The following is a 24645-nucleotide window of genomic DNA, read 5'->3' as shown; positions in this document are numbered from 1 at the left end:
AGGAGTTGCGGGCGCAGGTGCGGCGGCAGATGACGACGGCGCTCGTGCGGCAGCTGGCGATGTCGGCGGCGACCGGGATCGAGTCCGGGCGGGTGCGGTTCAACCTGCTCAACGGGTGGGTCGCGCAGAAGCTGCTGTTCTCGTCCGGGCTGACCCGGAAGGCGGTGTCGCTGCGGCTCTTTCGTCTGGTGTGGCCGTTCGTGTGGCAGAAGCGGCTGCTGATGCCGCTGGTGCAGAAGAAGGGCATCTACTGCTTCTACTCCCGGGAGCTGATCGAGGCGCTGGCGACGCTGATCGACGGGCGCGACTGTTTGGAGATCGCGGCCGGGGACGGGACGTTGTCGCGGTTGTTGGGGTTGGCGGGGGTGGCCGTGCGGGCGACGGACGACCACAGCTGGTCGCAGGTCGCTTTCGGGGATTCGGTGGAGCGGCTGGATGCGGTGCGGGCGTTGCGGCGGTATCAGCCGCCGGTGGTGGTGTGCTCGTGGCCGCCGGCCGGGAATTCGTTCGAGCGGGCGGTGTTCGCTACGCCGAGCGTGCAGTTGTACGTCGTGATCGGGAGTAAGCACGAGCACGCCTCCGGGGACTGGGCGGCGTACCGGAAGCAGCGGGGGTTTTCGTTCGAGCTGGATTCGCGGCTCAGTGGGCTGGTGCTGCCGCCCGAGCTGGATTCGGCGGTGTACGTGTTCCGGCGGTACTGAGCAAAATTGGGTGTTGGCAAAAATGCGTGTTGCCGGAACGGGCGGCTGCGTACCGTCGGCGCCGTGCCTGATCACTTGAAGCCGTTCGTGGTGAAGATCGTGCCGGTGGTCGCTTCACGCCGGGGCGCTCTCGATTTCTACTATCCGGACGTCGACGGGCCGCGGCCCGCGGTGGTGTTCGTGCACGGCGGGCCGTTGCCGTCAGGGGTGACCCCACGGCCGCGCGACTGGCCGCTGTTCCAGGGGTACGGGTCGTTGGTGTCGTCGCAGGGTCTGGTCGCGGTCGTGGTGGAGCACGGGCTGACCGATCCGACGCGGTACCCGGTTGCGGCCGCCGACGTGGCCGCGGCGGTGGACGCGGTGCGCGCCGACCCGCGCGTGGACCCGTCGCGAATAGCGCTGTGGTTCTTCTCGGGGGGCGGGTTGCTGTCGGCGGACTGGCTCTCTTCGTCGGCGGAGTGGCTGCGGTGTGTCGCGCTGTCGTATCCGGTGGTGGCCGTGCCGCCCGGGTGGCCGGTGGACGAGCGATTCCGGCCGGTGTCGGCGGTGCGCTCGGCCGGGGCGTTGCCGATCGTGCTGACGAGGGCCGGGCTGGAGCAGCCGGTGGTGGCCGAGGGGGTGGCGTCGTTCGTGGCGGCGGCTGCAGACGTCGAGGTCGTGGAGGTGCCGAACGGGCGCCATAGCTTTGATGTGCTCGATGACACGGACGAGTCGCGGGAAGCGGTGCACCGAGCGGTGGCCGCGGTGAAGGCGCGCTTGGTCGAAGAGTAGGCGTGGGTGGGTGCGGTGAGGGCTCGGGTGGAGTGGGGCGGGCGCTATACGGTCGCTCGGCCGTCTAGCGGAGCTCCCAACGGAGCGCACCTCCACCGGAATCCGGGTATGGACCCCGGCCACCGGTGACCTCCGCCTGATCGACGGATCCGCCCAGCCGGCCGGCAAAGTCTCGCTGAACGTCGCCGCAAACGACCGCTGGGTAGCCTGGCCGTCCAGCCCGAGGCTGGGCCCGACCGGAGACGTCCGGATCACCCAGGGCCGCCCCCCGGACACCACCGGCGTCCGCATTCTGCCGGCCACCCCGGACCTCGAGCACCGAGACGGCACCGGCGCATGGCCCCTACCGGGCGCGATCGCCGACGACCGCTCGGCGACAGCCGCCGATCGCTTCGTCCGCTACAACACCAGCTCAGCGCTGATGCTCGCCGACCTCTCGACCCACCACACCGAACAACTAGCCGTCCACCCCGACGTCATGAGCCGAGGCGCCACCCGTTCCTTGACCCCGACGATCCTGCTCTGGCACCCGGACGAAGACGGCCCGAGCAACATCGCCGAGCCCCCGGCCGGGACGGCGAAACGCGGCGGGCTGGGCAGCAGGATCCACGGCCGGCGACAGGCGCCGTCGCGAGCCAGGCCACGTTGCGGTGGAGCCCGCTGCGCCGTACAGACGATCCGGAGTGTCGCGAGCGGAACATCCCTCGCGTCAGCGGCGCGATCGAGCGCCCCGCCGAACCGCGGGAACTGACTCACCAGCCGAAGCCGAGGGCCGGGAAGCGACAACGCTTCCCGGCCCTCGACGTCAGCGAGCGAACTCGTCGACGCCGAGTGCGAAATCCCAGTGGCCGACCCCGTTGTTCGCCAGACTCACCGTCACCAGCCCCATCCCTTCGAGCCAGTGCGCCATCGCCAGGCCGCCCACGTCCCGCGGACGCAACCCCAGGCTCTCGACGAACGCCCCCACCGCCGCCTTGGCCGACGCATCGTCGCCGGCGACGAACACCTCCGGCCGGCCGTTCTCCAGCACGTTCCGGAAGATCGTGTTGAACGCCTTCACCACGCTCGCCCCGGCCGGAGCCACCTTGGACGCCTCCCGCGCGATCGACGTCTCCTCTCCGTGCGACAGCCCGTCGAACGTGGCGTTGAACGGGTTGCTGATGTCGACGACGACCTTGCCGGCCAGCGCGTCCCCGAACTCGGCGACGACCGGCACCACGCCGTCGGCCAGCAGGGCCGTGATGACGATGTCCCCGGCCGGCACCGCGAGCCACTGGCCCGTCGTCGTCCCGCCGCCCAGGGTCTCGGCCAACTCCGAAGCCTTGGCCTGATCACGGCCCATGACCTCGACCGTGTTCCCGCCCGCCACCGCGAGCGTGCCGATGGCCCGGGCCATGTTTCCGGTACCGACAAGAGTGATGCTGCTCATGAGAATTTCCTATTCAGATAGCGGTGGTTCCGCCGTCGGCGACCAGTTCCAGCCCGTTGACGTAACTGGAGTCGTCGGACGCGAGGAACAGCGCGATGGTGGCTATTTCGTCGGGGCGTCCCATTGCTCCCCGCGGAATGAGCGATTCGAAGGCGGCCTTGGTGGCCTCGTCGAACAGTTCTTCCTGTTTGGCCGTCGCGACCTGGCCCGGGGTCAGGACGTTGACCCGGATCTTGCGGTCGCGCAGTTCGTTGAGCCAGACGCGGGCCCAGGCCTGCTGAACCGCCTTGCTCCCGGCGTAGAGGCTCCAGCCCGGGAAGGCGCCGAGCGAGGCGTTGGACCCGGTCATCAGGATCGAGCCGTGGTCGTTGATCAGCGGCAACGCCTTCTGCACGGTGAACAGCGTGCCGCGCGCGTTGAGCCGGAACGCGCGGTCGAACTGTTCCTCGGTGATCTCGCCGAGAACCGCGGGTTCACCCATTCCGGCGCTGGCCCACAGCACGTCGATCGAGCCTTTTTCCCGCTCGACCGTGTCGAACAACCGGTCCAGGTCGTCCAATTCGGCCGCGTCACCCTGGACCGCGGTGACGTTCCGGCCGATCTGCGAAACGGCCTCGTCCAAGGCGTCCTGTCGTCGGCCCAGAATGAAGACGTACGCACCTTCTTCGACGAATAGTTTGGCGCCGGCCAGGGCCAGGCCGCTGGACCCGCCGGTGATTACCGCGACCTTGCCGTCGAGCTTTCCCACGATGTGCTCCGTTGAATTGGCTACGCAATCGACCGTGCCACCGGCCCGATCGACCGTCCAAGACCTCTTTCGGACGCGGTGATACCGTGAGGGCATCACCGGTCCGGGAGGCACCATGGATCTGGACCTGCGCAAGCTGCGCTACTTCGCCGCGGTGGCCGAGCGGCTGCACTTCGGCCGCGCCGCCGACGATCTGCACATCGCCCAGCCGGTGCTCAGCAGGCAGATCCGCGCGCTGGAGCACGAACTCGGCGCCGAGCTGTTCACCCGCGACCGGCACGGCGTCACGCTCACCGAGGCCGGCCATCAGTTGCTGGCCGACGCCGGTCCGCTGCTGGCCTCCGCCCAGGCGGTCCGCCGCCGGGTGTCGGTGGCCGCCCGCGGCGGCCGGCGGCTGATGGTCGGTTTCCGCACCGGCATCCCGGTGATCCCGGCGGCCCGTGCGTTCGAGGTCCGGCATCCCGACGTCGTGGTCGACGTGCAGCGGCTCGAGTGGGACGACCAGGCCGCGATGCTGCTCGACGGCCGCATCGACGTCGGCTACGTGCGGTTGCCGATCGACGAGACCGGCCTGCGCGTGATCCCGCTCTACACCGAGCCGCAGGTGGCGGTGCTACCGGTCGGCCATCGGCTGGCCGGCAAGGAGCAGATCGCCGAGGCCGACCTGGCCGGTGAGCCGCTGATCTGGCCGGCCGGGCCGAGCGCGCAGCCCACCCGGCGCCCGCACCCCGACTCCGGGCTCCGGGTGCGGGGAGTGGAGGAGAAGCTCGAGCACGTCGCCGCCGGTCGGGGCGTCTCGTTCGTGGGGCGTTCGGAGACCGTGTTCTACTCGCGCCCCGACATCAGCTACGTGCCGGTCGCCGACCTGGCGTCCGATCAGGTGTGCCTCGCGGTCGCGGCCTCGCGCACGTCGCCGGTGATCGACGACTTCGTCGCCGCGGCCCTGCAGACGGCCGAGGTCACGGCCGAGTGCGGGAGCTTCGATCCAGCGGAGACAGCACTATCACCGGGATCTCCCGGTCGGTCCAGCTCTGGTACGTAGCGAAGTCGGCGTAGACCGACACGGCCAGCTCCCAGAGCTCGGCCCGCTCCGCGCCCGTGGCCACCGCCGCCCGCACCGCCCGACGCGAGCCCCGCACCTGCACCGACGTCTCCGGGGACGCCACCAGGTTCCGGTACCACTGCGGATGCTCGGCTCGCCCGCCCTGCGACGCGACCACGACCAGCGACGACCCGTGCTCCACGTACAGCACCGGAACCGTGTACTGCCGGCCGGACTTCCGGCCGCGGTGATCGAGCAGCAGGACCGGCACCGGCTTGCGCCACCCCGCGCCGATCCGCCACTTGCCGCCGATGCGACCCCTGGTCAGCCGGTACACGGCCACCCAGGCCTTCCCGGTGTACTTGAAGAGCCGCGGCAGGACGGGTGAGTCCAGCTGGGCCGGGCGCGCGTCCATCACTCGTACGACACCCGGAACGGGCCCACCTTGGGCAGCGACTGGCAGGCCAGGACGTAGCCGTCGGCGAGGTCCACCGAATCCAGCACCTCGTTGTTCACCATCTCCACCTCACCGTCCAGCAGCAGGCACGTGCACGCCCCGCACCGGCCCTCCCGGCACGACGACGGCGCCGACAGGCCGTGCTCGACCAGCACGTCGAGCATCCGGCGTTCCGCCGGCCAGGTCAGCGAGTGGGCCGCCCCGTCGATCTCGACGTCCAGCGCAAAACCCTCCTCGGACGACGACGCGACCGACGACGCGACCGACGACTCGGCCGACGCCACGAACGGGTCCTCGGCCAACGACTGGAACTTCTCGACGTGCACCCGGGCGACGTCCGTCGACCGCAGCGCCGTCTCCACCGCCTCCATGAACGGCGTCGGCCCGCACAGGAACACCTCGGCCCCGGACGCGAACGGAGACAGGAGCCCCTCCAACGCGGCCGCCGACGGCAACCCGCTCACCGACTCCAGCCAGTGCACGACCCGGAGCCGCGAGGGATACGAGGCCGCCAGCTCTCGCAGCACCCCGGCGAAGATCACCGACTGCTCGTCCCGGTTCGCGTAGAACAGCGTCACGGTCCCGGATCCGGACGCCAGCACGGTCCGCAGGATCCCCAGCACCGGCGTGATGCCGCTCCCGGCCGCGACCAGCAGAAACGATCCATCCAGCGACCGCGGGGTGAACCGCCCGGCCGGCGGCAGCACCTCCAGCACGTCGCCCTCGGCGACCGACGAGCACATCCAGGCCGACCCGAACCCGTCCACGGTCCGCTTGACCGTGATCGTCAGCGGCGAGCCGGGCGCGTTGCACAGCGAATAGCACCGCGCCACCGACGCGGCCCGTACGGTCAGGAACTGCCCCGGCTCGTGCGCGAACACGTCGGCCAGCTCCGGCGGCACGTCCAGGACGAACGACCGGGCGTCCGCCGTCTCGGCCACCACCGACGCGACCCGCAGCGAGTACGACGTCACACATCGCCCCGTCGAGCCGCGGCACCGATCGCCGCCATCACCGACGCGCAGTGCACCACCGGCGTCCCCGATGCGTCCCGGTCGAGCAGCGCGGGGCAGGCCGCCGACGCCGGCCACTGGATCGACGTCTGCTGGGGCGACGACCGCCGCACCAGCACGGTCGTCGTGCACGCCCCGCACCTGACCGGCCGGAACCCGCCGTGCAGCTGCTCGTCCCGGACCGGGTCGAGAGCCCGGGTCACGAGTCGCCCGTTCGAGCCAGGTTCTCGGCGACTTCCGCCTCCCACGTCTCGACCGCCCGGGTCGTGTCGACCTCGAACTCGAACCGCGCCACCATGTCGCCGGTCACGTCGGCCGCGTCCACGTAGAACTGCTCGTACCAGCGACGGAGCTGGTAGACCGGCCCGTCCTCCTCGCACAGCAGCGGGTTGTCCATCGGCGTCTTGTTGCGCCAGATCTCGACGTCCTGCAGGAACCCGACCCCGTAGCTCTTCGTCAGCTTGCGGGCGATCTTGTTCGACGTCACCTCGTCGACGCCCGGGATGTTCTTGACCATCAGGCCCCACTGCAGCCGGAACGACGTCGGCGTCACCGGGTAGTGGCAGTTGATCAGGATCGTGTCGAGCGAGAAGCCGTTGGCCATCTCGTTCGTCAGGTAGTCGATCATGTACGACGGTCCGTAGTACGACGCCTCGGACTTCAGCAGGTCGCCGGGGTCGCTGCCGGCGCCGAGGCCGGTGTCGGCCCGGGCCCGCGAGTGCAGGTACTGCGAGGCGACGTGGCCCTCGAACACGTTCTTGAAGAACACCGGGAACGCGTGGTGGATGTAGAAGAAGTGCGCCATGTCGACGACGTTGTCGATGATCTCCCGGCAGTTGGCCCCCTCGACCAGGATCGAATCCCAGGTCCAGGCACTCCACTGATCCCGCTCCGAAGGAGAGAGGATCGAGGGGATCTCCACCCCCGGCGGCGGGGGATTGCCCTCCGGGTCGTTGTAGACGAACAACTGCTCGTTGCGCTCGAGCGTCAGCCAGGTGCGCGTGCGAGCCCGGGGCGGAACCCGCCGGGCGTAGGGGATGCTGACACACCGGCCGTTGCCGCCCCAGCGCCAGTCGTGGAACGGGCAGGCGACCTCGTCGCCCTTGATCGTCCCCTGGGTCAGATCGCCGCCCATGTGCCGGCAGTAGCCGTCGAGGACGTGGAGCGCCCCGGCGCTGTCGGCGAAGACCACGAGCTTGGTGCCGAACACCTGCACCGCGTGCGGTGCACCGTCCCGGAACGTCTCGGCCAACCCCAGGCAGTGCCAGCCCCGCGCGTACCGCGCCGGGGGCGCCCCGGTGTCGATCGTCCGGACGTCTCCGTCGGAGCTCGTCAGCGTCATGCCGATCCTCCCGATCCGTCGGGCTGTCAGATAGAACAGGTTATAGACTAGAACGTGTTCTAGACTACCCGCACCCGATGGACGGAGATCGCAGCGATGGACAGCAGCGTCGGCGACAAGGTGCTGGATGCGGTTCGCGACATCCTGCCCGCGCTCAACGAGCGCGCGACCGAGGCGGAAGAGCTCCGTAAGGTGCCGGCCGCGTCGATCCAGGCGATCCAGGAGAGCGGCGTCCTGCGTCTGCTGCAGCCGGCCCGCTACGGCGGCCACGAGACGCACCCGCTGTACTTCTACCGCGCGGTCCGCCTGATCGCGAGCGCCTGCGGGTCGACCGGCTGGGTCGCGTCCGTGCTCGGCGTCCACCCCTGGCACGTCGGCCTGTTCGCCGACGAGGCCCAGCGCGAGGTCTGGGCGGAAGACCTCGACACCCGCATCTCCAGCTCGTACGCCCCGCAGGGCCGGGCGACCCCGGTCGACGGCGGCTACCGGTTCACCGGCCGCTGGAGCTTCTCGTCCGGGTCCGACCACGCCACCTGGGTCCTCGTCGGTGGTCTGGTGCTGGGCCCCGACGGCAAGCCGGTCGACTTCCGCACGTTCCTGGTCCCGCGCTCCGACTACACGATCGACGACGTGTGGGACACGGTCGGCCTACGCGGCACCGGCTCCAACGACGTCGTGATCGAGGACGTCTTCGTGCCCGAGCACCGCACGCTGTCGTTCCAGAACACGATGAAGGTCCGGTGCCCGGGCCAGGAGGTCAACGACGGGCCGCTGTTCCGGATGCCGTACGGCACGATCCACCCGTTCGCGATCACCGCGCCGCTGATCGGCATGGCCGACGGCGCCTACGAGGCCTATGTCGGCCACACGCGTAGCCGCGTCCGCGCGTCCTACCTGGGCGAGAAGGCCAAGGACGATCCGTTCGCCCAGGTCCGGGTGGCCAGGGCGGCGGCCGCCATCGACGCCGCCTGGCTCCAGCTCGAACGCGACATCAACGAGGAGTACGCGCTGGCCACCGACCACGCGAAAATCCCGGTCGACCTGCGGCTGCGCGCCCGCCGCGACCAGGTCCTCGGCAGCACGGCGGCGATCGAGGCCACCGACAGCCTCTACGAGAGCGCCGGGGGCAAGGCGATCAACGCCAGCGCGCCGATCCAGCGCTACTGGCGCGACGCCCACGCGGCCCGCGTCCACGCGGCCAACGACGTCGAGAAGGCCCTGGTGATGTACGGACGGGTCGAGCTGGGGCTCCAGGTCACCGACGGGATGTTCTGATGAGCGTCCCCCTGCTGGAGAGCACCAGCCACACGGTGACGGTCGCGTCCGGACTCCAGGTGCATTACCACGACGCCGGCGAGGCCGGGGACCGGCCGCCGGTCGTGCTGCTGCACGGCGGCGGACCCGGCGCGAGCGCCTGGAGCAACTTCGGACGCAACCTCGAGGTCTTCTCCCGGTCGGCGAGGGTCCTCGCCGTCGACATGCCTGGTTTCGGACGCTCCGCGAAGCTCGCCGAGCATCCTCAGTACTTCACGTTCGCCGCTTCCGTCCTGGCCGAACTGTTGGACGTCCTGGGGCTGGACGAAGTGGACCTGGTGGGCAACTCGCTCGGCGGCGGAGTCTCGACCCGGTTCGCGCTGAACCATCCCGGGCGGGCGCGCCGGCTCGTGCTGATGGCACCGGGTGGCCTCGGCCTCAACGTGTTCTCGGCCGATCCGACCGCGGGCGTGCAGCGGCTGGGGGCGTTCGGCGCGCCGCCCGGGCCCACCCCGGAGAAGCTCAGGGCGTTCCTGCGCACGCTGGTGTTCGACCAGAAGCTGATCACCGACGAGCTGGTGGCCGAGCGGTTCGCGGTGGCGAGCGACCCGGAGTCGCTGGCCGCGATGACCGCGCTGGGGATGTCGTTCTTCCGGCACCCGGAGGAGGGTCAGCTCTGGCGGGAGGCGCACCGGGTGACGCAACCGACGCTCCTGATCTGGGGGCGCGAGGACCGCGTGAACCCGCTGGACGGTGCGTTGGTGGCACTCAAGCAGCTGCCGGACGTCCAACTGCACGTCTTCAGCAGGTGCGGTCACTGGGTGCAGGTGGAGAAGTTCGACGAGTTCAACCGGCTGACGGAGGAGTTTCTCCGATGATCAAGTCTCTCGGGTACCTGCGGATCGAGTGCACGGACCTGGAGGCCTGGCGGACGTACGGGCTGAAGGTGCTGGGGATGGTCGAGGGGCGCGACGCGCCACCCGGGGAGCTGCACCTCCGGATGGACGACTTCCCGGCCCGGCTGGTGATCGTGGCCGGGGAGGCCGATCGGCTGGCGGCGACCGGCTGGGAGACCGCGGACGAGGAGGGGCTGCAGGACATCGCCCGGCGTCTGGACGAGGCCGGCGTGCCGTGGAAGGCGGGAACGCACGAGCAGCTCGCGTCCCGGAAGGTGACCGGGCTGATCCTGTTCGAGGACCCGTCCGGGAACACCCAGGAGGTGTTCTCCGGGGTCGCGCTGCAGCACCGGCGGGTGGTGTCGCCGTACGGGCACCGGTTCGTCACCGGTGAGCAAGGCCTCGGGCACGTCGTGCTGTCGACCCGCGACGACGAGGAGGCCCTGCACTTCTACCGGGACGTGCTGGGTTTTCGGCTCCGCGACTCGATGCGGCTTCCGGCCGTGGCCGTGGGGAGGCCGGCCGACGGGCCGCCGGCCTGGCTGCGGTTCTTCGGCTGCAACCCGCGGCACCACAGCCTGGCGTTCCTGCCGATGCCGACGCCGTCCGGCATCGTGCACCTGATGGTCGAGGTCGAAGACACCGACGACGTCGGGCTCGCGCTCGACCGGGCGCGACGGTACCGGGTGCCGATGTCGGCGACGCTGGGCCGGCACGTCAACGACCTGATGCTGTCGTTCTACATGAAGACGCCGGGCGGGTTCGACGTGGAGTTCGGCACCGGCGGCCGCGAAGTGGACGACACGGACTGGGTGGCGCGGGAGAGCACCGCGGTGAGCCTCTGGGGGCACGACTTCAGTGTTGGCGCCTCCTGATTCGGCGACGTTCCGGTCGGTGCTCGGGCAGTTCTGCACCGGCGTGACCGTGGTGACCGCTTCTCTGGACGGGGAACCGGCCGGCTTCGCGTGCCAGTCGTTCGCGGCGTTGTCGCTGGACCCGCCGCTGGTCGTGTTCTGCCCCGGGGCGTCGTCGCGGACCTGGCCGGTGATCGCCCGGGCCGGCACGTTCTGCGTCAACGTGCTGGCGGCCGACCAGGCCGAGGTGAGCGCGGTGTTCGGAGCCCGGCGCACCGACAAGTTCGACGTGGTGCCGTGGAGCCCCTCGCCGTCCGGGTCGCCGGTGCTCGACGGCGTGCTGGCCTGGATCGACTGCACGGTCGAGGCGGTATATCCGGGCGGCGACCACCACGTCGTCGTCGGGCGCGTGGAGGCGCTGGAGGCCCCCGGCGCCGGGCACACGCCGCTGCTGTTCCACCGGGGCCGGTACACCGCGACGTCCGATCCGGAGCCCTGGTACGGGTGGCCGGAGCCCGACGACTGGATCTGAGGTGTGATCATCGCCGGAACGGGCACCCGATGCCCATCCAGACGCCCGGAGGCGGCGATGAACGAGCACCAGCTGACGATCGAGGCTCGCGCGTCCGGTGAGGTGCTGTTCGTCTGTTCCGATCCGGACTGCGGCCGGCGGTTCGTCGTGAGCCGCCGGACCGGGCTGACCGTGCTGGAGCAGGGCGACTTCTCCGCGCTCCACTCCGGCGGAGAGGTGGCCGCGCAGGTGCGCTTCTCCGCTTAGCGAACGCTGAGCCGGGACCGCGTGAAGGCTGAGAACCGCGTGGTGGGCTGAGCTCACCGGCCGCTCAGGGCCGATTCGTAGCCTCCCCGCCGTGCGCCGCCGAACCGCGGTCGGCGCCCGGCGGAAGGTCTCTCATGGCCACGGTTTTCAAGCACTTCAGCCCGAACTTCACGGGCGCACTCGAAGGTGAGATGGGTGACGTCGACGTGACAGCGCCTGGGTTCGGCCCGGCCACCGGGATCATCGACCCGACCCAGCCCTTCACGATCACGGTCAGCTGGACGGTCACCGGCGCGTTGGTGACTCCCGCGAACCTTCCGGCCGGCACCGACTGGGAGGTGTCGGCGTTCGCCGAGCAGTACGGCCCGGGCCCCGAGGTCCTGCTGGCCGCGGAGACGCAGGACGTCACGGTGTTCGCCGTCGTCCCGAACGGCCGGAAGTACTCGAAGGTCCTGACGATCTCGCCGGGCACGCTGCCGGAGCGCGACCCGGTCCTGAAGCGAAGCGGCATCTACAAGCTCGCGGTGACCGTCGTGCTTCCGAACCCGACCCAGCCCGATCTGGTCGGCGTCCAGGAGGGACCGATCATCGAGGCCAAGAGGCCGTAGTGACCGAGCGCCGGGACTTCGCCGACGGGGCCGGCTTCCGGGATCTGGAGGGCATCGGTGCGGCGTCCGAGGTGCGTCTGCACCGGGCCGGCGTCCTCACCTGGGGCGCGCTCGCCGAGATCGTGGACGCGTTGCGTGGTGAGCGGCGGGGTTCCGGCGTTCGATCGGAGCCCGGCGATCGGCTGGGCGAACTGGCCGAACAGCTGACGGCTCATCCGGGGGCCCAGTGTTCGGGAGCTCAGCATCCGGTGGCCGGGCCGGGTGGCCAGCGGCAGGAGGCGTTCGTGCTCCGGCTGACGCTGACCGACACCGGCCGGCCGACGCGCGGCACGCTGACCCACGTCCGCACCGGCCAGGAGCTGGCGCTGGTGGGGTGGTCGGGCGAGGCCGTGTCGCGGTTCGTCGAGGAGCGGGCCGGCGTGGAGCCGGGCCGGGTGCCTGCGGCCCCCAGCCCGGCCGCGCTGCCCGCCGCGTCGCCGGTCGCGTCGCCGGTCGCGTTGCCGGTCGCGTTGCCGGTCGCGTCGCCGCCGGAGGCGGGCGGGGATTTCCCGCCGGCGGGGGCTTGGCCGGCGGTGCCGTGGGAGGCGCCGTGCCGGGGTGAGCTCCGGCAGGCGGTGTACGACGTCGGCCGGGTGGTCGGCGGCGCGCCGCAGTCGATCGAGGTCACGTTGCTCGCGGCCGGTCCGGGCCCGGATCTCGGCTACTGCGCCGAGCTCCTCGGCCGCCGCTTCGGCGAGCCCGACACGTCGTGGGCTCCGCTGGCCGTCGTGACCGGCCACGGACCCGCCCCGGCCGCGCTGCGGCTCCGCTTCCCGGACGTCGTGGTGCCGTCCGGGTTGTGCGCGGTCCGCCTGCGACTCACCGCGCTGGACGGCCCGCTCCCCGCGTACCGAGCCCAGGATCAGCGCGGACCCGAGCGGATCGAGTCGTAGAGCGCGGTGGTCTCCGGCATCGGCGGCACCGACAGCGTCGCGGCGAGCAGCCGGCGGCACAGCTCGTACTGGCGCAGGGCCTGGTGCGTGCGTCCCTGCCGGGCGTAACACCGCATCAGCAGGCGGTGGGTCTCCTCCCGGCAGGGGTCGACGTCCAGCACCCGGTGGGCGAGCACGATGCAGTCGTCGACCCGGCCGGCCCGCAGCGCCAGGTCGCTGGTCCGGTCGAGGGCGTCGAGGTAACGCAGTCGCAGGCTCTCCCGCGGCAGCAGCGTCCAGGACTCGTACGGCACGTCGGCGGCGAAGTCCCCTCGGTAGAGATCGATCGCTTCGTGGTAGGCGGCGAGCGCGGTCTGGGCCTGTCCCCGCTGCTCGGCCCGGTGAGCAGCGCCGAGCGCGGCCTCGAACTCGTCCACGTCCGTGCTGAGGCGTATCGACGGCGCGATCCGGTACATCCCCGCCGCGAACTCCAGCACCGGTCCGTCGGCGGTGCCCCGGAGGGCGGTGCGCAGGCCGCTGATCGCCACCTGGAGCCGGTTGCGCGAGGTCTGTTGGTCGACGTCGGGCCAGAACTCTTCGAGCAGCTGATCGCGCGGGCAACTGTGCTGGGGGCGGGCGAGCAGGAACCGCAGCACGCTGACGCCCCGTCGCCCGGCGAAGTCCACGACGACCCCGTCGACCCGCAGTTCGAAGCCGCCGAACAGGCGGGCCTGAACGACCTGGCCAGGGGGTCGGGCCGGACGTGGCGGGGCGTCGGCCGGGGGCGCAGGCGTCCGGACCGGGGAGGCCCGCGCGGGAAGCGCGGAGCGGTGCACCGGGCCGCGGTGCCGTCCGTGCTGCGCCAGGGCCCGTCTCAGCGGACCGCGCCAGATCGGACGGAGCCACCCCCACGACTGTTCCAGCGGGACGAGCCAGGGCCGCAGGTCGGTGGCGCTGACGACGCCGCTGTCGAGCTGCGGATGCCAGTACCCGGTCAGCACCGAGAGCTCCAGGGCCGAGCGCTGGGCCGGCGTGCACAGCTCGAGCAGCGCCGCGGTCACGTGGTCGAGCGTCCGGGGTGGCCACCGCCGGCCCCGGAGGGCGTCCGCAATCACGTCGGCGGGCCAGATCGACGCGGCCTCGAGCAGGTCGGCGGCGACCGCCGGACGGCGGCGGATGCGTTCGGTCGCGCCGGGGGAGAGGCCGGCGCCGAGCGTGGGCAGCTCGCCGACCGGCCAGAGGGACGCGGGCGGGACCAGCGCGTCCGGACCGTACCGGAGGAGCGGGAGCTGCCGTCCCTCGGTCGCGACGACGAGGTGGATCCCCCGCTCCACCGCGAGCGGACGCAGATCGGTCATCAGCCGGCCGATCGCGGCCGTGACCCGGCCGGTGGTCTCCAGCACGACGACGGCGTCCGGCGGCGCGAGCAGCATCGCGCGCTCGAGCAGGCGCCGGGAGCCGGACCCGGCCGGCGGGCCGCCGTCGCCCCATCGTGTGGCGCAGGCCTCGCTCAGCGCGACCGCGAGCGACTCCGCGGACGGGCGGGGTCCCCGGAGCCAGACGCAGCTGTTCCACCGATTTCTGGCGGCGAGTGCCGAGGCGAGCCGTTCGGCCAGATAAGAGCCGCTGGGGCCAGCGATGACCGTATAAGACGAGGCGTCGAGCACCCTTGCGCCAGGTCCATCTGCCTGCGGCCCCGACGGCAACGGACGCAACAGTTGCGGGACGAGCATCGGTGCCCCCGAGCCGACGCCGACGGGTGATCCGACACGTAACTGTTACCAGCTGCGACCGGTCCGGGGCACAGACGAACGGCTCGTTGTGAACCCCGGGGGACGACGCGGTTCACTGCGGACACGGGCGTCCCGGTAGGCCACGCGGCTGGCGTGCGTTGCGTACGATCGCTGACCGTGACCGGTCTGGCGCTGCAGAACGTCTCCGTACGATTCGGACGGCGCGGTCCGTGGGTGCTGTCCGGGGTCAACGGCGTGCTGCCGCGCGGCACGGTGACCGCGGTGACCGGCCGGAACGGCGCCGGGAAGACGACGCTGCTGCGCGTGCTGGCCGGGGTGCTCCCGGCGAGCCGGGGTTCGGTGGTGGGGCGGCCCGCGGTCGTGGGGTGGGTTCCGGAGCGGTTCCCGGCCGAGCAGGCCTGGACCGTCCGGCAGTACCTGACCACCGCCGGGCGGGTGCGGGGGCTCGTCGTCGGTGCGGCCGCGATCTCGGCCTGGGCCGAGCGGTTGTTCCTGACGCCGTTCCTCGACACGCGGCTGTCGGAGCTGTCGAAGGGCACCGCGCAGAAGGTCGGGCTCGTGCAGGCGCTGCTGGTCCGGCCCGGGCTGCTGGTGCTGGACGAGCCGTGGGAGGGGTTGGACGCGGCCACCCGGTCGGAGCTGCCGTTGCTGGTGCAGGAGGTGATCTCGGCCGGTGGGGTGTGCGTGGTGTCCGACCACCGCGGCGAGCTCGCCGGGCTGCGCCCGGACGCCGAGTGGCGCATCGCCGAGGGACGGCTGACCTCCGTCGCCGCGTCGGCCGAGGCGCGGGTGATCGAGGTCGTGGTGGACGCGGGGGAGGTGGCCGCGGTGGTGGCTGCGCTTCGAGCGGATGGACACGTGGTGCGATCGGTGCGGTCGGCGGAGGCGGTGTCGCGATGAGCGCCGAGGCGGGGCGCGGGGCGGGCGCGCGCCCCGCGGCGGGCCCGCGCGAGCCGGGCGCGGCCGAGCCGGGCGCGGCCGAGCCGGGGGCGGGGGAGCCGGGGGCGGGGGAGGCGGGCGCTCGGGTTGCTTCCGGGGGGCGGCGGGTCGGGCGGTTGGCGTGGAGCCGGGTGAACGGGTTCGCGCGGACCCGGCGCGCGCTGGCGCCGTGGATCGCGCTGTTCGGGCTGCTGGCGATCCTGCACCTCGGCGGAGCCGCCCCGTCGACCGAGGCCTACGGAACGTCCGCGCTGGTCCTGCTGCCGGTGCTGGCCTGGCAGGTGAAACTGGTCCTCGACGCCGAGCCCGACGGCCAGCGACTGCTGGCGAACGTCGCGGTCGGCGGCCCGTTCCGCGAGGTGCTGGCCGGACTCCTGGCCGCGCTCACCCCGGCCGCCCTCACGATCGCCGTCGCGCTGGTCTTCCCGCTGGTCATCGGCGCGATCAAGAACCCGGGCTCGCTCACCGGGCTGCTGTTCGGGCTCTGGATCCACGTGCTGAGCGCGCTGACCGGCCTGGCCATCGGGGCCTGGTCGTCCCGCGCGGTCAGCCCCGACCTCGGCCGGGCCACGCTCACGCTGGTCGGCGGTGTGGTGCTGGTGCTGGCCCTCGGATCGGGCGCGGTCGACCCGCTCGGCTGGCTGGTGCCCCGCCTCACCGCGTCGGTCAAGGCCGCCAACGACGGCTCACTGCTCGACGTGACGCTGCTCGGCCTGCACGGGTTGGCCTGGATCTCCCTGGCCCTGGCCGGCTACACCCGAACGAGGCTCACGACCCGCCCCTGACCCGCCGACCGGTCAGACGCGGGCCAGGATCGTTGCGGTCGCTAGGGCTCCGCCGGCGCACATCGTCACCAGGGCCGTCTCGGCGTCCCGGCGTTCGAGTTCGTGCAGCGCGGTCGTCAGGAGGCGGGCGCCGGTCGAGCCGACCGGGTGGCCCAGCGCGATCGCCCCACCGTTGACGTTCACCCGGTCGACGTCCGGGGCGTGCACCGACATCCACGAGAGCGGCACCGACGCGAACGCCTCGTTCACCTCGAACACGTCGATGTCGCCGATCTTCATCCCCGCGTTGGCCAGCACCTTCGCGGTAGCCTGCACCGGCCCGTCGAGGTGGTAGTACGTCTCGGCCCCGACCAGGCACTGCGACACGATCCGGGCCCGCGGCCGCAGGCCGCGGTCGGCGGCCGCCTCGGCCGACATCAGCAGCAGCGCGGCCGCTCCGTCGGAGATCTGGGACGACGTCCCGGCCGTGTGCACACCGCCCTCGAGCACCGGCTTCAGCACGCTGAGGCCCTCGAACGTCGTCTCCCGCAGCCCCTCGTCGCGACGGACGACCGTGCCGTCGGGGAGCTCCACCGGCACGATCTCGCGCTCGAACCGGCCCTCGGCCCAGGCGGTGGCCGCGAGCGCCTGCGACCGCACGCCGAACGCGTCCGTGTCGGCCCGGGTGATGCCCCGGCGCTCGGCGATCCGCTCGGCGGCCCCGTACTGGTTCGGCAGGTCGATGCTCCACGAGTCCGGCTTGGGAGTGTGGCCCTCGGAGACGTTGCTGCCCAGCGGCTGCCTGCTCATGCCCTCGACCCCGCAGCCGATCCCGGCCGTGATCACGTCGGCGGCGATCAGCGCGGCGATCAGATGGGTGGCCTGCTGGGCCGAGCCGCACTGCGCGTCGATCGTCGTGCAGCCGGCCTGCTCCGGCAGCCCCGCGTGCAGCCAGGCCACCCGGGTGATGTTCCCGGCCTGCTCACCGGCCTGCGTGACGCACCCGCCGATCACCTGCTCGACCGCGTCGGCCGGCAGGCCGGCCCGCTCCACCGCGGCCCGCTGGGCGACGCCGAGCAGCTCGGCCGGGTAGAGGCCGGACAACTGCCCGCGCCGGCGCCCGATCGGCGTCCGCACGGCCGAAACGATGACCGGGCTTCCCATGCGCTCTCCCCAACCGAAGGTGTACCGTCCCGTAATTAGAACAGGTTCCAGTTGTCCATGGCCACCCGTCCCGGAGGTCGCTGCAATGACCGCACCCGACATCCCCGCCGGCATCGACTACACCGATCCCGACACCTACGCGGACGGCGTTCCGCTCCAGGACTTCGCCGAGCTGCGACGGGTGGCGCCGGTCTGGTGGAACTCCACCGAGTACCACGCGGCGGGCTTCGATGACGACGGGTTCTGGGTCGTCACCCGGCACGCGGACATCGTCGACATCTCGCGGAACCCGTCGGTGTTCTCCAGCACGACCAACACCGCGATCGTCCGGTTCGGCCCGGACATGACGCGCGACGCGATCGACATGCAGTCGCTGATCCTGCTGAACATGGATCCGCCCAAGCACACCGCGCAGCGCTCGATCGTGTCCCGGATGTTCACTCCGCGCGCGGTGAACAGCCTGCGTGAGGAGCTCACCAAGCGGGCCCGTCAGATCGTCGACGAGGCCGTCGAGAAGGGCGAGGGCGACTTCGTCAGCGACGTCGCGGTGGAACTGCCGCTGCAGGCGATCGCCAGCCTGCTGGGCGTCCCCCAGGAAGACCGGCACAAGGTCTTCGAGTGGTCGAACCAGATGATCGGGTCCGACGACGACGAGCTGGCCACCGAGGCGTCCAACCTGGCGTCGGCGAACATGCTCGGGTACGCGATGGGCATGGCCGAGGAGCGGCGCAAGTGCCCGGCCGACGACCTGGTGACCACGCTGCTCAACGCCCAGGCCGGCGAGAGTGGCCTGTCCGACGACGAGTTCGGATTCTTCGTCCTCATTCTGGCGGTGGCCGGGAACGAGACGACGCGGAACGCGATCACCCACGGGATGAACGCGTTCCTCGACCACCCCGACCAGTGGGAGCTGTACAAGAAGGAGCGGCCGAAGACCGCGCCGGACGAGATCGTGCGCTGGGCGACGCCGATCATCGCGTTCCAGCGCACCGCGAAGCAGGACACGCAGCTCGGAGGCCAGGACATCAAGGCCGGTCAGCGGGTCGTGATGTTCTACAGCTCGGCGAACCAGGACACCGAGGTGTTCGAGCACCCGGAGAAGTTCGACATCCTGCGCAGCCCCAACCCGCACCTCGGGTTCGGTGGGAGCGGCACCCACTACTGCATCGGCGCGAACCTCGCCCGCCTGGAGATCGACCTGATCTTCAACGCGATCGCCGACGCGATGCCCGACATCACCAAGGCCGCCGAACCCGCCCGCCTGCGGAGCGGCTGGATCAACGGCATCAAGCACCTTCCCGTGCGGTACGCGTAATGCAACTCGGGCTCCAACTGGGCTACTGGGGAGCGGCGCCGCCTTCGAACGCGCCGGAACTCATCGCGGCCGCCGAGGACGCCGGGTTCGACGCGGTGTTCACGGCCGAGGCCTGGGGGTCGGACGCGTTCACACCGCTGGCCTGGTGGGGCGCGGCCACCTCGCGCGTCCGGCTGGGCACGTCGGTCGTGCAGCTCTCGGCGCGCACCCCGGCCGCGTGCGCGATGCACGCGCTCACGCTCGACCACCTCTCCGGCGGCCGGTTCATGCTCGGCCTCGGCGTCTCCGGCCCGCAGGTCGTCGAGGGCTGGTACGGGCAGCCGTTCGCCAAGCCGCTGGCCCGCACCCGCGAGTACGTCCGGATCGTGCGGGACGTCCTGGCCCGCGAGGCCCCGGTCACCAACGACGGCCCGCACTACCCGCTGCCCTACACCGGCCCGGGCGCGCTCGGCCTGGGCAAGCCGCTCCGCCCGATCACCCACCCGCTCCGCGCCGACCTGCCGATCCTGCTCGGCGCGGAGGGCCCGAAGAACGTCGCGCTGACCGCGGAGATCGCCGACGGCTGGCTCCCGATCTTCTACTCACCCAGGCTGGCCGCGGTCTACGACGAGTGGCTCGCCGAGGGCTTCGCCCGCCCCGGCGCCCGCCGGAAGCGGGAGGACTTCGAGATCGTCTCCACCTGCCAGGTGATCGTCACCGAAGACCGCCGTTCCGCGATCGACGCCCAGAAACCGACGCTGGCCCACTACATCGGCGGCATGGGCGCCCCGGGCATGAACTTCCACGCCGACCTGATCGCCCGGGCCGGCTTCGAAGACGCGGTCGCCGAGATCACCGCCCTCTTCCAGGCCGGGAAGCGCGCCGAGGCCGTCGCCGCGGTCCCGGACGAACTCGTCGACGAGCTCTCGATCGTCGGCGACGCCGACCACGTCCGCGAGGGCATCGCCCGCCGCGAGGCGGCCGGCGTCACGATGCTGCTGGTCGGCGGCCGCACCCCGGCCGAGGTCCGTGCTCTCGGTGCTCTCGTCCATTCCGACGCCGGGGTGGCGGGGTAGTGCGACGCTGATCCCAGGGGAGGGGATCACCGATGAAGCTGCTCTTCGAGGCCTCCGAGCGGGTGGCCGCGCCGATCACCCGGGTCCAGCCACTTCTCGACGAGGGCTGGGCCCTGGACGCGTTCCTGGGCCGCGGTGGCCCGACCGCCTACCAGTACATCGACGTCGACCACCGGGACGGCGTCGTCGGGTTCCAGGGGCACTGGTGGTACCGGGGTGAACTGTCCGCGGCCCCGGAGAACGGCACCACGCTGCTGACCTACCGGGTCTACAACATCGCGCCCCGGCTGGCCTGGGCCGTACCGCTCGCGAACAAGATGTTCATCGGCTACGACAAGCAGGTCCGGTCCAGTGCGGCCGGCCTGGCCCGGGCCATCGAGCAGCATCTGACCTAGGCTCGGTAGGCGGCTCGGATCTCTCGTTTGAGGACCTTGCCGGTCGCGCCCAGCGGCAGTGCCTCCACGAAGTCCACGAACTTCGGCAGCTTGTACCCGGCCAGCCGCGGCCGGGCGAAGCCGATCAGGTCGTCGGCGGTCAGCGTGCTGCCCGGCCGCCGGACCACGACCGCGGTCACGGCCTCGCCCCACTTCGGGTCCGGCCGCCCGACGACGGCCACCCCGGCGACGTCCGGGTGGTCGGCCAGGACGGCCTCGACCTCGACCGGGTACACGTTCTCGCCGCCGGTGATGATCATGTCCTTCAGCCGGTCGCTGATCGTCAGGTAGCCCTCATCGTCGAGGCTGCCGATGTCGCCGGTGTGCAGCCAGCCGTCCGCGTCGAGCAGGGCCGACGTGGCGTCCGGCTGGTTGTGGTAGCCGGGTGTGTTCACGACGCTGTGGACGAGGATCTCGCCGGGCTCGCCGGTGGCCGCGTCGGCGCCGGTGGCCGGGTCGAGGATGCGCAGCCGCACCCACGGGTACGGCTTGCCCGCGGCGCGCAGCAGGTGGGCCCGTGGCCCGTCCGGATCGTGGTCGTCGGCGTCGAGCTGGACGATCGCGCCCTGGGTCTCGGTGAGGCCGTAGAGCTGGAACAGCGGGCGGCCGAACGTCGCCAGAGCCCGTTTGAGCTGCGCCGGAGTGATCGGCGAGGCGCCGTAGGCGATCGAGCGGAGCGCGGAGTAGTCGCGCTCGGCCGCGCCCGGCAGGTCGCAGAGCATGCCGATGACCGACGGGACCAGGAACGTGTTCGTCACCCGCTCCTCGACGATCAGGTCGAGGAGAGTCTGCGGGAGCAGGTCGCGGACGATCACCACCCGGGCGCCGAACGACACCCCGACCAGCAGGAAGCCCAGACCTCCGATGTGGAACAGCGGCATCGCGGCCAGGGCCACCGAATCCGCGTCGATGCCCCAGGAGGCCCCGGCGCCGTCCTCGACGACGCTCAGCGTGCGGTTGGTGGTGAGCACGCCCTTCGGCCGCCCGGTCGTGCCCGACGTGTAGAGCTGGAACACGACCGTGTCGAGGTCGCCGCGGTAGCCGTCGTCCTCGGGCGAGGCGGCGGCGAGCCACTCCTCGTAGTCCTTGCCCAGGCGGACGGTCTTGGTGACGGTGCCCGCGTCCACCGCCACCTGGTCCGCGGTCGCGGCGAACTCGTCCGAGGCGAACAGCATCGTGGCGCCGGCGTCGTCGAGCACCGCGGTGAGCTCGGGCGCGGCCAGCCGCCAGTTCAGCGGGATCAGCACCGCACCGGCCTTGACCGCGCCGAACAGCAGCTCGGCGACCTCGATCGAGCTCTTGTCGAGCACCGCGATCCGGTCGCCGGGCCCGACGCCGTCCGCGCGTAACGCGTTCGCGATGCGGGTGGCGCGTTCGTCGAGCTCGTCGTAGGTGATCGTGCGGGTCCCGAGGGACAGGGCAGGGTGGTCGCCCCGCTCGCGGGCGTGCTGCCGGGGGACGTCGGCCAGACGGAAGTCGTCGTTCGGCATGGGGCCACCTCGCTGTCGCCGCCGCGAATGTTCGTTCACATTACGAGCGGCGTGCGGCGTCGATCAAGGAAACGGCCATTGTGGCAAACGATAACCTGTTCTAATTTGATGCCATGGTCCTCACCGTGGCAGACCTCGTGGAACATGCCGTCGACCTCGTGCCCGACCGCGTCGCCCTGGTCTTCGGGGGCCGTCGCCTGACCTACGCCCAATTCGACGCCCGGGCCAACCAACTGGCCCACCACCTGGCCCGACACGGGGTCGGGCCGGGCGACCACGTGGCGCTCTACGCCTCCAACACGCTGGAGGCCGCCGAGACGATGTTCGCGGTGACCAAACTGCGCGCGGTGGTCATCAACGTCAACTTCCGGTCGACCGAGAACGAGTTACGATATGTGCTCCGGGACTCGGACGCGGTCGCGCTGGTCTACCAGCGCGGGCTGGCCGGCAACGTCGCCGCGGTCCGGGCCGACTGCCCCGATCTGAAGCACGTCGTGGAGTTCCAGGGTGCCCCGCCGGGCATCTCGGCGCCCGGCACCGTCGACGGCGCGGCCGACTACGAGGAAGCGCTGGCCGCCGAGTCGCCGGACCGCGACTTCCCCGAGCGCGACCCGCACGACCTCTTCATCATCTACACCGGCGGGACGACCGGCCGGCCCAAGGGCGTGATGTGGCACCACGAGGACATCTGGCGCGTCCTCGGCGGTGGCGTCGACTTCATGACCGGGGAGCCGATCCAGGACGAGTGGGAGCAGGCCCGCAGCGGCGTCGGCGGGGCGGTGGTGCGGCTCGTGTCGGCCCCGCTGATCCACGGCGCGGCCCAGTGGACGCTCTACGGCGCGCTGTTCACCGGCGGCACCGTCGTCCTGATGCCGAAGTTCGACGCGCACGAGGTCTGGCGCGCGATCACCGACGAGGGCGTGAACGTGATCGCGATCGTCGGCGACGCGATGGCCCGGCCGCTGCTGGAGGCCTACCGGGAGGGGCCGCCGGACGGCGGCAAACCCTACGACCCGTCCTCGCTGCTCGCGGTGTCGAGCACGGCCGCGCTGATGTCGCCGTCGGTCAAGCACGAGTACCTCGACACGTTCCCGAACGTGTTCCTGACCGAGGCGGTCGGGTCGTCGGAGACCGGCTTCAGCGGCATCGGGGCGATCAGCAAGGACAACATCGAGCCGCGCGGCCCCCGGGTCAACTCGAGCCGGGAAACGATCGTCATCGACGAGTACAACCAGAAGATCGAGCCCGGCTCCGGCCAGGTCGGACGGCTGGCCCGCGGCGGCTACCTCCCGCAGGGCTACTACAAGGACCCGGAGAAGACCGCGGCGCTGTTCGCCGAGGTCGACGGCAAGCGCTACACGGTGCCCGGCGACTTCGCGATCCCCGAGGCCGACGGCACGTTCCTGCTGCTCGGCCGCGGCAACACCTGCATCAACACCGGCGGCGAGAAGGTCTTTCCAGAGGAGGTCGAGGGCGCGCTCAAGGCCCATCCCGACGTCTACGACGCGCTGGTCGTCGGCATTCCGGACGAGCGGCTCGGCTGGAAGGTCGGGGCGATCGTGCAGTGGCGCGAGAACGCCCGGCCCGACGCGGCGACGCTCGACAGCGCGGGCCGCGTCGAGCTGGCCGGCTACAAGATGCCCCGCGCGTACTGGTGGGTCGACCAGATGCCCCGGCTGGCGACCGGGAAGGCCGACTACACCGGCGCCCGGCGGCACACCGAGGACCACCCGCCGTCCCAGGAACTGCCGGTCACGGCGGGCCACTGAAGGAGAAGCAGCGTTGCGTACCGATCTCTGCGACCGGCTCGGCATCGAGCACCCGATCGTCGGTTTCACCCCGTCCGAGCACGTCGCCGCCGCGATCAGCCGGGCCGGTGGCCTGGGGGTGCTCGGGGCCGTCCGGTTCAACGACCCGGCCGACCTGGCCGCGGCGCTGGACTGGATGGACAAGAACACCGACGGCCGCCCGTACGGCGTCGACGTCGTGATGCCGATGAAGGCGCCCACCGAGGGCTCGTTCGGCGACCTGCGGTCGCTGGTGCCACCCGGGCACCGGGACTTCGTCGAGAAGACGCTGCAGTCGCTGGGCGTGCCGCCGTTGCCGGCCGCGGACGACGACGGAGTCCTCGGGTGGCTGCACTCGGTGGCGCGGGCGCACGTCGAGGTCGCGCTGGAGCACCGGCCGGCGCTGATCGCGAACGCGCTCGGCTCGCCGCCGGCCGACGTCATCGCCCAGGCCCACGAGCGGGGGATTCTCGTGGCCGCGCTGGCCGGCCGGGTGGATCACGCCCGCCGTCAGGTCGCCGACGGCGTCGACATCGTGGTCGCGCAGGGGTCGGAGGCCGGCGGGCACACCGGGGAGATCGGCAGCATGGTGCTGCTGCCGGAGATCGTCGACGCGGTCGGCGCGTCGGTGCCGGTGCTCGGCGCGGGTGGAATCGGGTCCGGGCGGCAGCTGCTGGCCGCGCTGTCGCTGGGGGCGTCCGGCGTCTGGATGGGGTCGACCTGGCTGCTCACCGAGGAGTACGCGCTGGGGTTGCCGAACCAGACCGCGGTCCGGCGCGCGCTGCTGGCCGCGTCGTCGTCGGACACCGTGCGGGCGCGGATCTACTCCGGGAAGATGGCCCGGCTGGTGAAGAGCAAGTGGACCGAGGCGTGGGCCGCGCCGGACGCGCCCGAGCCGCTGCCGATGCCGCTGCAGAACCTGCTGGTGGGGGAGGCGCACCGGCGGATCGCGGCCGCCGACGACCCCGAGGTGGTGGCGATGCCGGCCGGTCAGATCGTCGGCCGGATCAACGAGATCCGCCCGGTCGCCGACGTGATCGCCGACCTGGTCGCCGAGGCCGACGAAGCCCTCACCCGCCTGAACACCCTCCGCCCGTCCTGACCCCAGACCCGCGACCGGCCGCCGCGCCCGGTCACGC

General features: G+C 71.7%; 26 protein-coding genes. 17 read left to right on the top strand and 9 right to left on the bottom strand.

The genetic code is table 11. The annotated features are described in order from the left end of the window. The first annotated feature begins 29 nt into the window (after positions 1-29). Together FL583_RS02180 and FL583_RS02175 are read left to right on the top strand one after the other, a co-directional pair. On the top strand, positions 30-701 hold the full coding sequence (locus FL583_RS02180) for a hypothetical protein (protein WP_142702714.1): 672 nt from the start codon (positions 30-32) through the stop codon (positions 699-701). A 63-nt stretch (positions 702-764) separates the two neighbouring features. Continuing rightward, positions 765-1472, top strand: a complete 708-nt coding sequence (locus FL583_RS02175) for an alpha/beta hydrolase (RefSeq protein ID WP_142702713.1) — start codon at positions 765-767, stop codon at positions 1470-1472. A gap of 805 nt (positions 1473-2277) precedes the next feature. On the opposite strand, the gene FL583_RS02170 is transcribed toward FL583_RS02175, so the two are convergent. Both FL583_RS02170 and FL583_RS02165 read right to left on the bottom strand, forming a co-directional pair. Then, on the bottom strand, positions 2278-2901 hold the full coding sequence (locus FL583_RS02170) for an NADPH-dependent F420 reductase (RefSeq protein WP_142702712.1): 624 nt from the start codon (positions 2899-2901) through the stop codon (positions 2278-2280). A 13-nt stretch (positions 2902-2914) separates the two neighbouring features. Next, complete coding sequence (locus FL583_RS02165; RefSeq protein ID WP_142702711.1) at positions 2915-3649, bottom strand: SDR family NAD(P)-dependent oxidoreductase; 735 nt, start codon at positions 3647-3649, stop codon at positions 2915-2917. 115 nt (positions 3650-3764) lie between these two features. On the opposite strand from FL583_RS02165, the gene FL583_RS02160 reads away from it, so the two are divergent. Next, on the top strand, positions 3765-4691 hold the full coding sequence (locus FL583_RS02160; protein ID WP_142702710.1) for a LysR family transcriptional regulator: 927 nt from the start codon (positions 3765-3767) through the stop codon (positions 4689-4691). Here the strand turns inward: FL583_RS02160 and FL583_RS02155 are convergent. From FL583_RS02155 to FL583_RS02140, 4 genes are read right to left on the bottom strand one after another with little or no spacing between them, the layout of a single operon-like run. Next, positions 4609-5106 (bottom strand): nitroreductase family deazaflavin-dependent oxidoreductase, encoded by a 498-nt coding sequence (locus FL583_RS02155; protein ID WP_142702709.1) that lies wholly within the window; start codon positions 5104-5106, stop codon positions 4609-4611. The genes FL583_RS02160 and FL583_RS02155 overlap by 83 nt on opposite strands. After that, entirely contained in the window at positions 5106-6122 is a 1017-nt protein-coding gene (locus FL583_RS02150; RefSeq protein ID WP_142702708.1) for a ferredoxin--NADP reductase, read from the bottom strand. The genes FL583_RS02155 and FL583_RS02150 overlap by 1 nt, the downstream gene beginning before the upstream one ends. Beyond that, positions 6119-6364 carry a hypothetical protein gene (locus FL583_RS02145; protein ID WP_142702707.1) on the bottom strand — a complete coding sequence of 82 codons (246 nt, stop codon included), beginning with the start codon at positions 6362-6364 and terminating at the stop codon, positions 6119-6121. The genes FL583_RS02150 and FL583_RS02145 overlap by 4 nt, the downstream gene beginning before the upstream one ends. Then, the gene (locus FL583_RS02140; protein ID WP_142702706.1) at positions 6361-7503 is read right to left on the bottom strand and encodes a 3-ketosteroid-9-alpha-monooxygenase, oxygenase component; all 1143 of its coding nucleotides are present in this window, start codon (positions 7501-7503) and stop codon (positions 6361-6363) included. Before FL583_RS02140 ends, FL583_RS02145 begins: the two co-directional genes overlap by 4 nt. A gap of 96 nt (positions 7504-7599) precedes the next feature. Between FL583_RS02140 and hsaA the strand changes: the two genes are divergently transcribed. From hsaA to FL583_RS02105, 7 genes are all read left to right on the top strand, one after another. Next, positions 7600-8778: a 3-hydroxy-9,10-secoandrosta-1,3,5(10)-triene-9,17-dione monooxygenase oxygenase subunit gene (hsaA, locus tag FL583_RS02135; protein ID WP_142702705.1), complete on the top strand. Its 1179-nt coding sequence runs from the start codon at positions 7600-7602 to the stop codon at positions 8776-8778. Between the two features lie 14 nt (positions 8779-8792). Then, a complete protein-coding gene (gene hsaD, locus FL583_RS02130) occupies positions 8793-9635 on the top strand; it encodes a 4,5:9,10-diseco-3-hydroxy-5,9,17-trioxoandrosta-1(10),2-diene-4-oate hydrolase (RefSeq protein WP_170323442.1) in 843 nt (280 codons plus the stop codon). Further along, on the top strand, positions 9632-10528 hold the full coding sequence (hsaC, locus tag FL583_RS02125; protein WP_142702703.1) for an iron-dependent extradiol dioxygenase HsaC: 897 nt from the start codon (positions 9632-9634) through the stop codon (positions 10526-10528). The genes hsaD and hsaC overlap by 4 nt, the downstream gene beginning before the upstream one ends. Then, positions 10515-11039, top strand: coding sequence for a 3-hydroxy-9,10-secoandrosta-1,3,5(10)-triene-9,17-dione monooxygenase reductase subunit (gene hsaB, locus FL583_RS02120; RefSeq protein WP_276611529.1), 525 nt, complete (start codon positions 10515-10517; stop codon positions 11037-11039). Before hsaC ends, hsaB begins: the two co-directional genes overlap by 14 nt. Positions 11040-11096: 57 nt before the next feature. Continuing rightward, positions 11097-11285 carry a hypothetical protein gene (locus FL583_RS02115; RefSeq protein WP_142702701.1) on the top strand — a complete coding sequence of 63 codons (189 nt, stop codon included), beginning with the start codon at positions 11097-11099 and terminating at the stop codon, positions 11283-11285. Between the two features lie 134 nt (positions 11286-11419). After that, a complete protein-coding gene (locus tag FL583_RS02110; protein ID WP_142702700.1) occupies positions 11420-11893 on the top strand; it encodes a hypothetical protein in 474 nt (157 codons plus the stop codon). Further along, positions 11893-12825: a hypothetical protein gene (locus FL583_RS02105; protein ID WP_142702699.1), complete on the top strand. Its 933-nt coding sequence runs from the start codon at positions 11893-11895 to the stop codon at positions 12823-12825. The genes FL583_RS02110 and FL583_RS02105 overlap by 1 nt, the downstream gene beginning before the upstream one ends. Here FL583_RS02105 and FL583_RS02100 read toward each other — a convergent pair. Then, positions 12795-14471: a BTAD domain-containing putative transcriptional regulator gene (locus FL583_RS02100; RefSeq protein ID WP_142702698.1), complete on the bottom strand. Its 1677-nt coding sequence runs from the start codon at positions 14469-14471 to the stop codon at positions 12795-12797. The two genes, FL583_RS02105 and FL583_RS02100, sit on opposite strands and share 31 nt — an antisense overlap. Before the next feature lie 243 nt (positions 14472-14714). On the opposite strand from FL583_RS02100, the gene FL583_RS02095 reads away from it, so the two are divergent. Together FL583_RS02095 and FL583_RS02090 are read left to right on the top strand one after the other, a co-directional pair. After that, positions 14715-15458, top strand: coding sequence for an ABC transporter ATP-binding protein (locus FL583_RS02095; RefSeq protein ID WP_205751782.1), 744 nt, complete (start codon positions 14715-14717; stop codon positions 15456-15458). Next, complete coding sequence (locus FL583_RS02090) at positions 15455-16282, top strand: hypothetical protein (protein WP_142702697.1); 828 nt, start codon at positions 15455-15457, stop codon at positions 16280-16282. The genes FL583_RS02095 and FL583_RS02090 overlap by 4 nt, the downstream gene beginning before the upstream one ends. 12 nt (positions 16283-16294) lie before the next feature. On the opposite strand, the gene FL583_RS02085 is transcribed toward FL583_RS02090, so the two are convergent. Then, positions 16295-17425, bottom strand: coding sequence for a steroid 3-ketoacyl-CoA thiolase (locus tag FL583_RS02085; protein WP_142702696.1), 1131 nt, complete (start codon positions 17423-17425; stop codon positions 16295-16297). An 85-nt stretch (positions 17426-17510) separates the two neighbouring features. Between FL583_RS02085 and FL583_RS02080 the strand changes: the two genes are divergently transcribed. Genes FL583_RS02080 through FL583_RS02070 form a run of 3 tightly spaced genes read left to right on the top strand, consistent with a single transcriptional unit; the run spans position 17511 to position 20190 of the window. Then, entirely contained in the window at positions 17511-18740 is a 1230-nt protein-coding gene (locus FL583_RS02080; protein WP_142702695.1) for a cytochrome P450, read from the top strand. Beyond that, positions 18740-19795, top strand: a complete 1056-nt coding sequence (locus FL583_RS02075; protein ID WP_142702694.1) for an LLM class F420-dependent oxidoreductase — start codon at positions 18740-18742, stop codon at positions 19793-19795. Before FL583_RS02080 ends, FL583_RS02075 begins: the two co-directional genes overlap by 1 nt. A 32-nt stretch (positions 19796-19827) precedes the next feature. After that, positions 19828-20190, top strand: a complete 363-nt coding sequence (locus FL583_RS02070) for a hypothetical protein (RefSeq protein ID WP_142702693.1) — start codon at positions 19828-19830, stop codon at positions 20188-20190. On the opposite strand, the gene FL583_RS02065 is transcribed toward FL583_RS02070, so the two are convergent. Beyond that, positions 20187-21719 carry a long-chain-fatty-acid--CoA ligase gene (locus tag FL583_RS02065; RefSeq protein WP_142702692.1) on the bottom strand — a complete coding sequence of 511 codons (1533 nt, stop codon included), beginning with the start codon at positions 21717-21719 and terminating at the stop codon, positions 20187-20189. The genes FL583_RS02070 and FL583_RS02065 overlap by 4 nt on opposite strands. A gap of 113 nt (positions 21720-21832) precedes the next feature. Here FL583_RS02065 and FL583_RS02060 point away from each other — a divergent pair, with 113 nt between their 5' ends. Then, entirely contained in the window at positions 21833-23488 is a 1656-nt protein-coding gene (locus tag FL583_RS02060; RefSeq protein WP_142702691.1) for an acyl-CoA synthetase, read from the top strand. 13 nt (positions 23489-23501) lie between these two features. Then, complete coding sequence (locus FL583_RS02055) at positions 23502-24608, top strand: NAD(P)H-dependent flavin oxidoreductase (RefSeq protein WP_142702690.1); 1107 nt, start codon at positions 23502-23504, stop codon at positions 24606-24608. The last annotated feature ends 37 nt before the right edge of the window (positions 24609-24645 follow it).

The sequence above is a fragment of the Cryptosporangium phraense genome (assembly GCF_006912135.1).
Classification (GTDB): domain Bacteria; phylum Actinomycetota; class Actinomycetes; order Mycobacteriales; family Cryptosporangiaceae; genus Cryptosporangium; species Cryptosporangium phraense.
Note: the sequence above shows the minus strand (reverse complement) of the source record. Positions and strands in the feature narration are given on the sequence as shown.

What these genes read in the sequence shown, in the direction of transcription:
- FL583_RS02180 (WP_142702714.1), top strand. Translation starts at nt 30, where the DNA reads ATGACGACGGCGCTCGTGCGGCAGCTGGCGATGTCGGCGGCGACCGGG.
- FL583_RS02170 (WP_142702712.1), bottom strand. Translation starts at nt 2,901, where the DNA reads ATGAGCAGCATCACTCTTGTCGGTACCGGAAACATGGCCCGGGCCATC.
- FL583_RS02160 (WP_142702710.1), top strand. Translation starts at nt 3,765, where the DNA reads ATGGATCTGGACCTGCGCAAGCTGCGCTACTTCGCCGCGGTGGCCGAG.
- FL583_RS02155 (WP_142702709.1), bottom strand. Translation starts at nt 5,106, where the DNA reads ATGGACGCGCGCCCGGCCCAGCTGGACTCACCCGTCCTGCCGCGGCTC.
- FL583_RS02140 (WP_142702706.1), bottom strand. Translation starts at nt 7,503, where the DNA reads ATGACGCTGACGAGCTCCGACGGAGACGTCCGGACGATCGACACCGGG.
- hsaA (WP_142702705.1), top strand. Translation starts at nt 7,600, where the DNA reads ATGGACAGCAGCGTCGGCGACAAGGTGCTGGATGCGGTTCGCGACATC.
- hsaC (WP_142702703.1), top strand. Translation starts at nt 9,632, where the DNA reads ATGATCAAGTCTCTCGGGTACCTGCGGATCGAGTGCACGGACCTGGAG.
- FL583_RS02115 (WP_142702701.1), top strand. Translation starts at nt 11,097, where the DNA reads ATGAACGAGCACCAGCTGACGATCGAGGCTCGCGCGTCCGGTGAGGTG.
- FL583_RS02110 (WP_142702700.1), top strand. Translation starts at nt 11,420, where the DNA reads ATGGCCACGGTTTTCAAGCACTTCAGCCCGAACTTCACGGGCGCACTC.
- FL583_RS02090 (WP_142702697.1), top strand. Translation starts at nt 15,455, where the DNA reads ATGAGCGCCGAGGCGGGGCGCGGGGCGGGCGCGCGCCCCGCGGCGGGC.
- FL583_RS02085 (WP_142702696.1), bottom strand. Translation starts at nt 17,425, where the DNA reads ATGGGAAGCCCGGTCATCGTTTCGGCCGTGCGGACGCCGATCGGGCGC.
- FL583_RS02080 (WP_142702695.1), top strand. Translation starts at nt 17,511, where the DNA reads ATGACCGCACCCGACATCCCCGCCGGCATCGACTACACCGATCCCGAC.
- FL583_RS02075 (WP_142702694.1), top strand. Translation starts at nt 18,740, where the DNA reads ATGCAACTCGGGCTCCAACTGGGCTACTGGGGAGCGGCGCCGCCTTCG.
- FL583_RS02070 (WP_142702693.1), top strand. Translation starts at nt 19,828, where the DNA reads ATGAAGCTGCTCTTCGAGGCCTCCGAGCGGGTGGCCGCGCCGATCACC.
- FL583_RS02065 (WP_142702692.1), bottom strand. Translation starts at nt 21,719, where the DNA reads ATGCCGAACGACGACTTCCGTCTGGCCGACGTCCCCCGGCAGCACGCC.
- FL583_RS02060 (WP_142702691.1), top strand. Translation starts at nt 21,833, where the DNA reads ATGGTCCTCACCGTGGCAGACCTCGTGGAACATGCCGTCGACCTCGTG.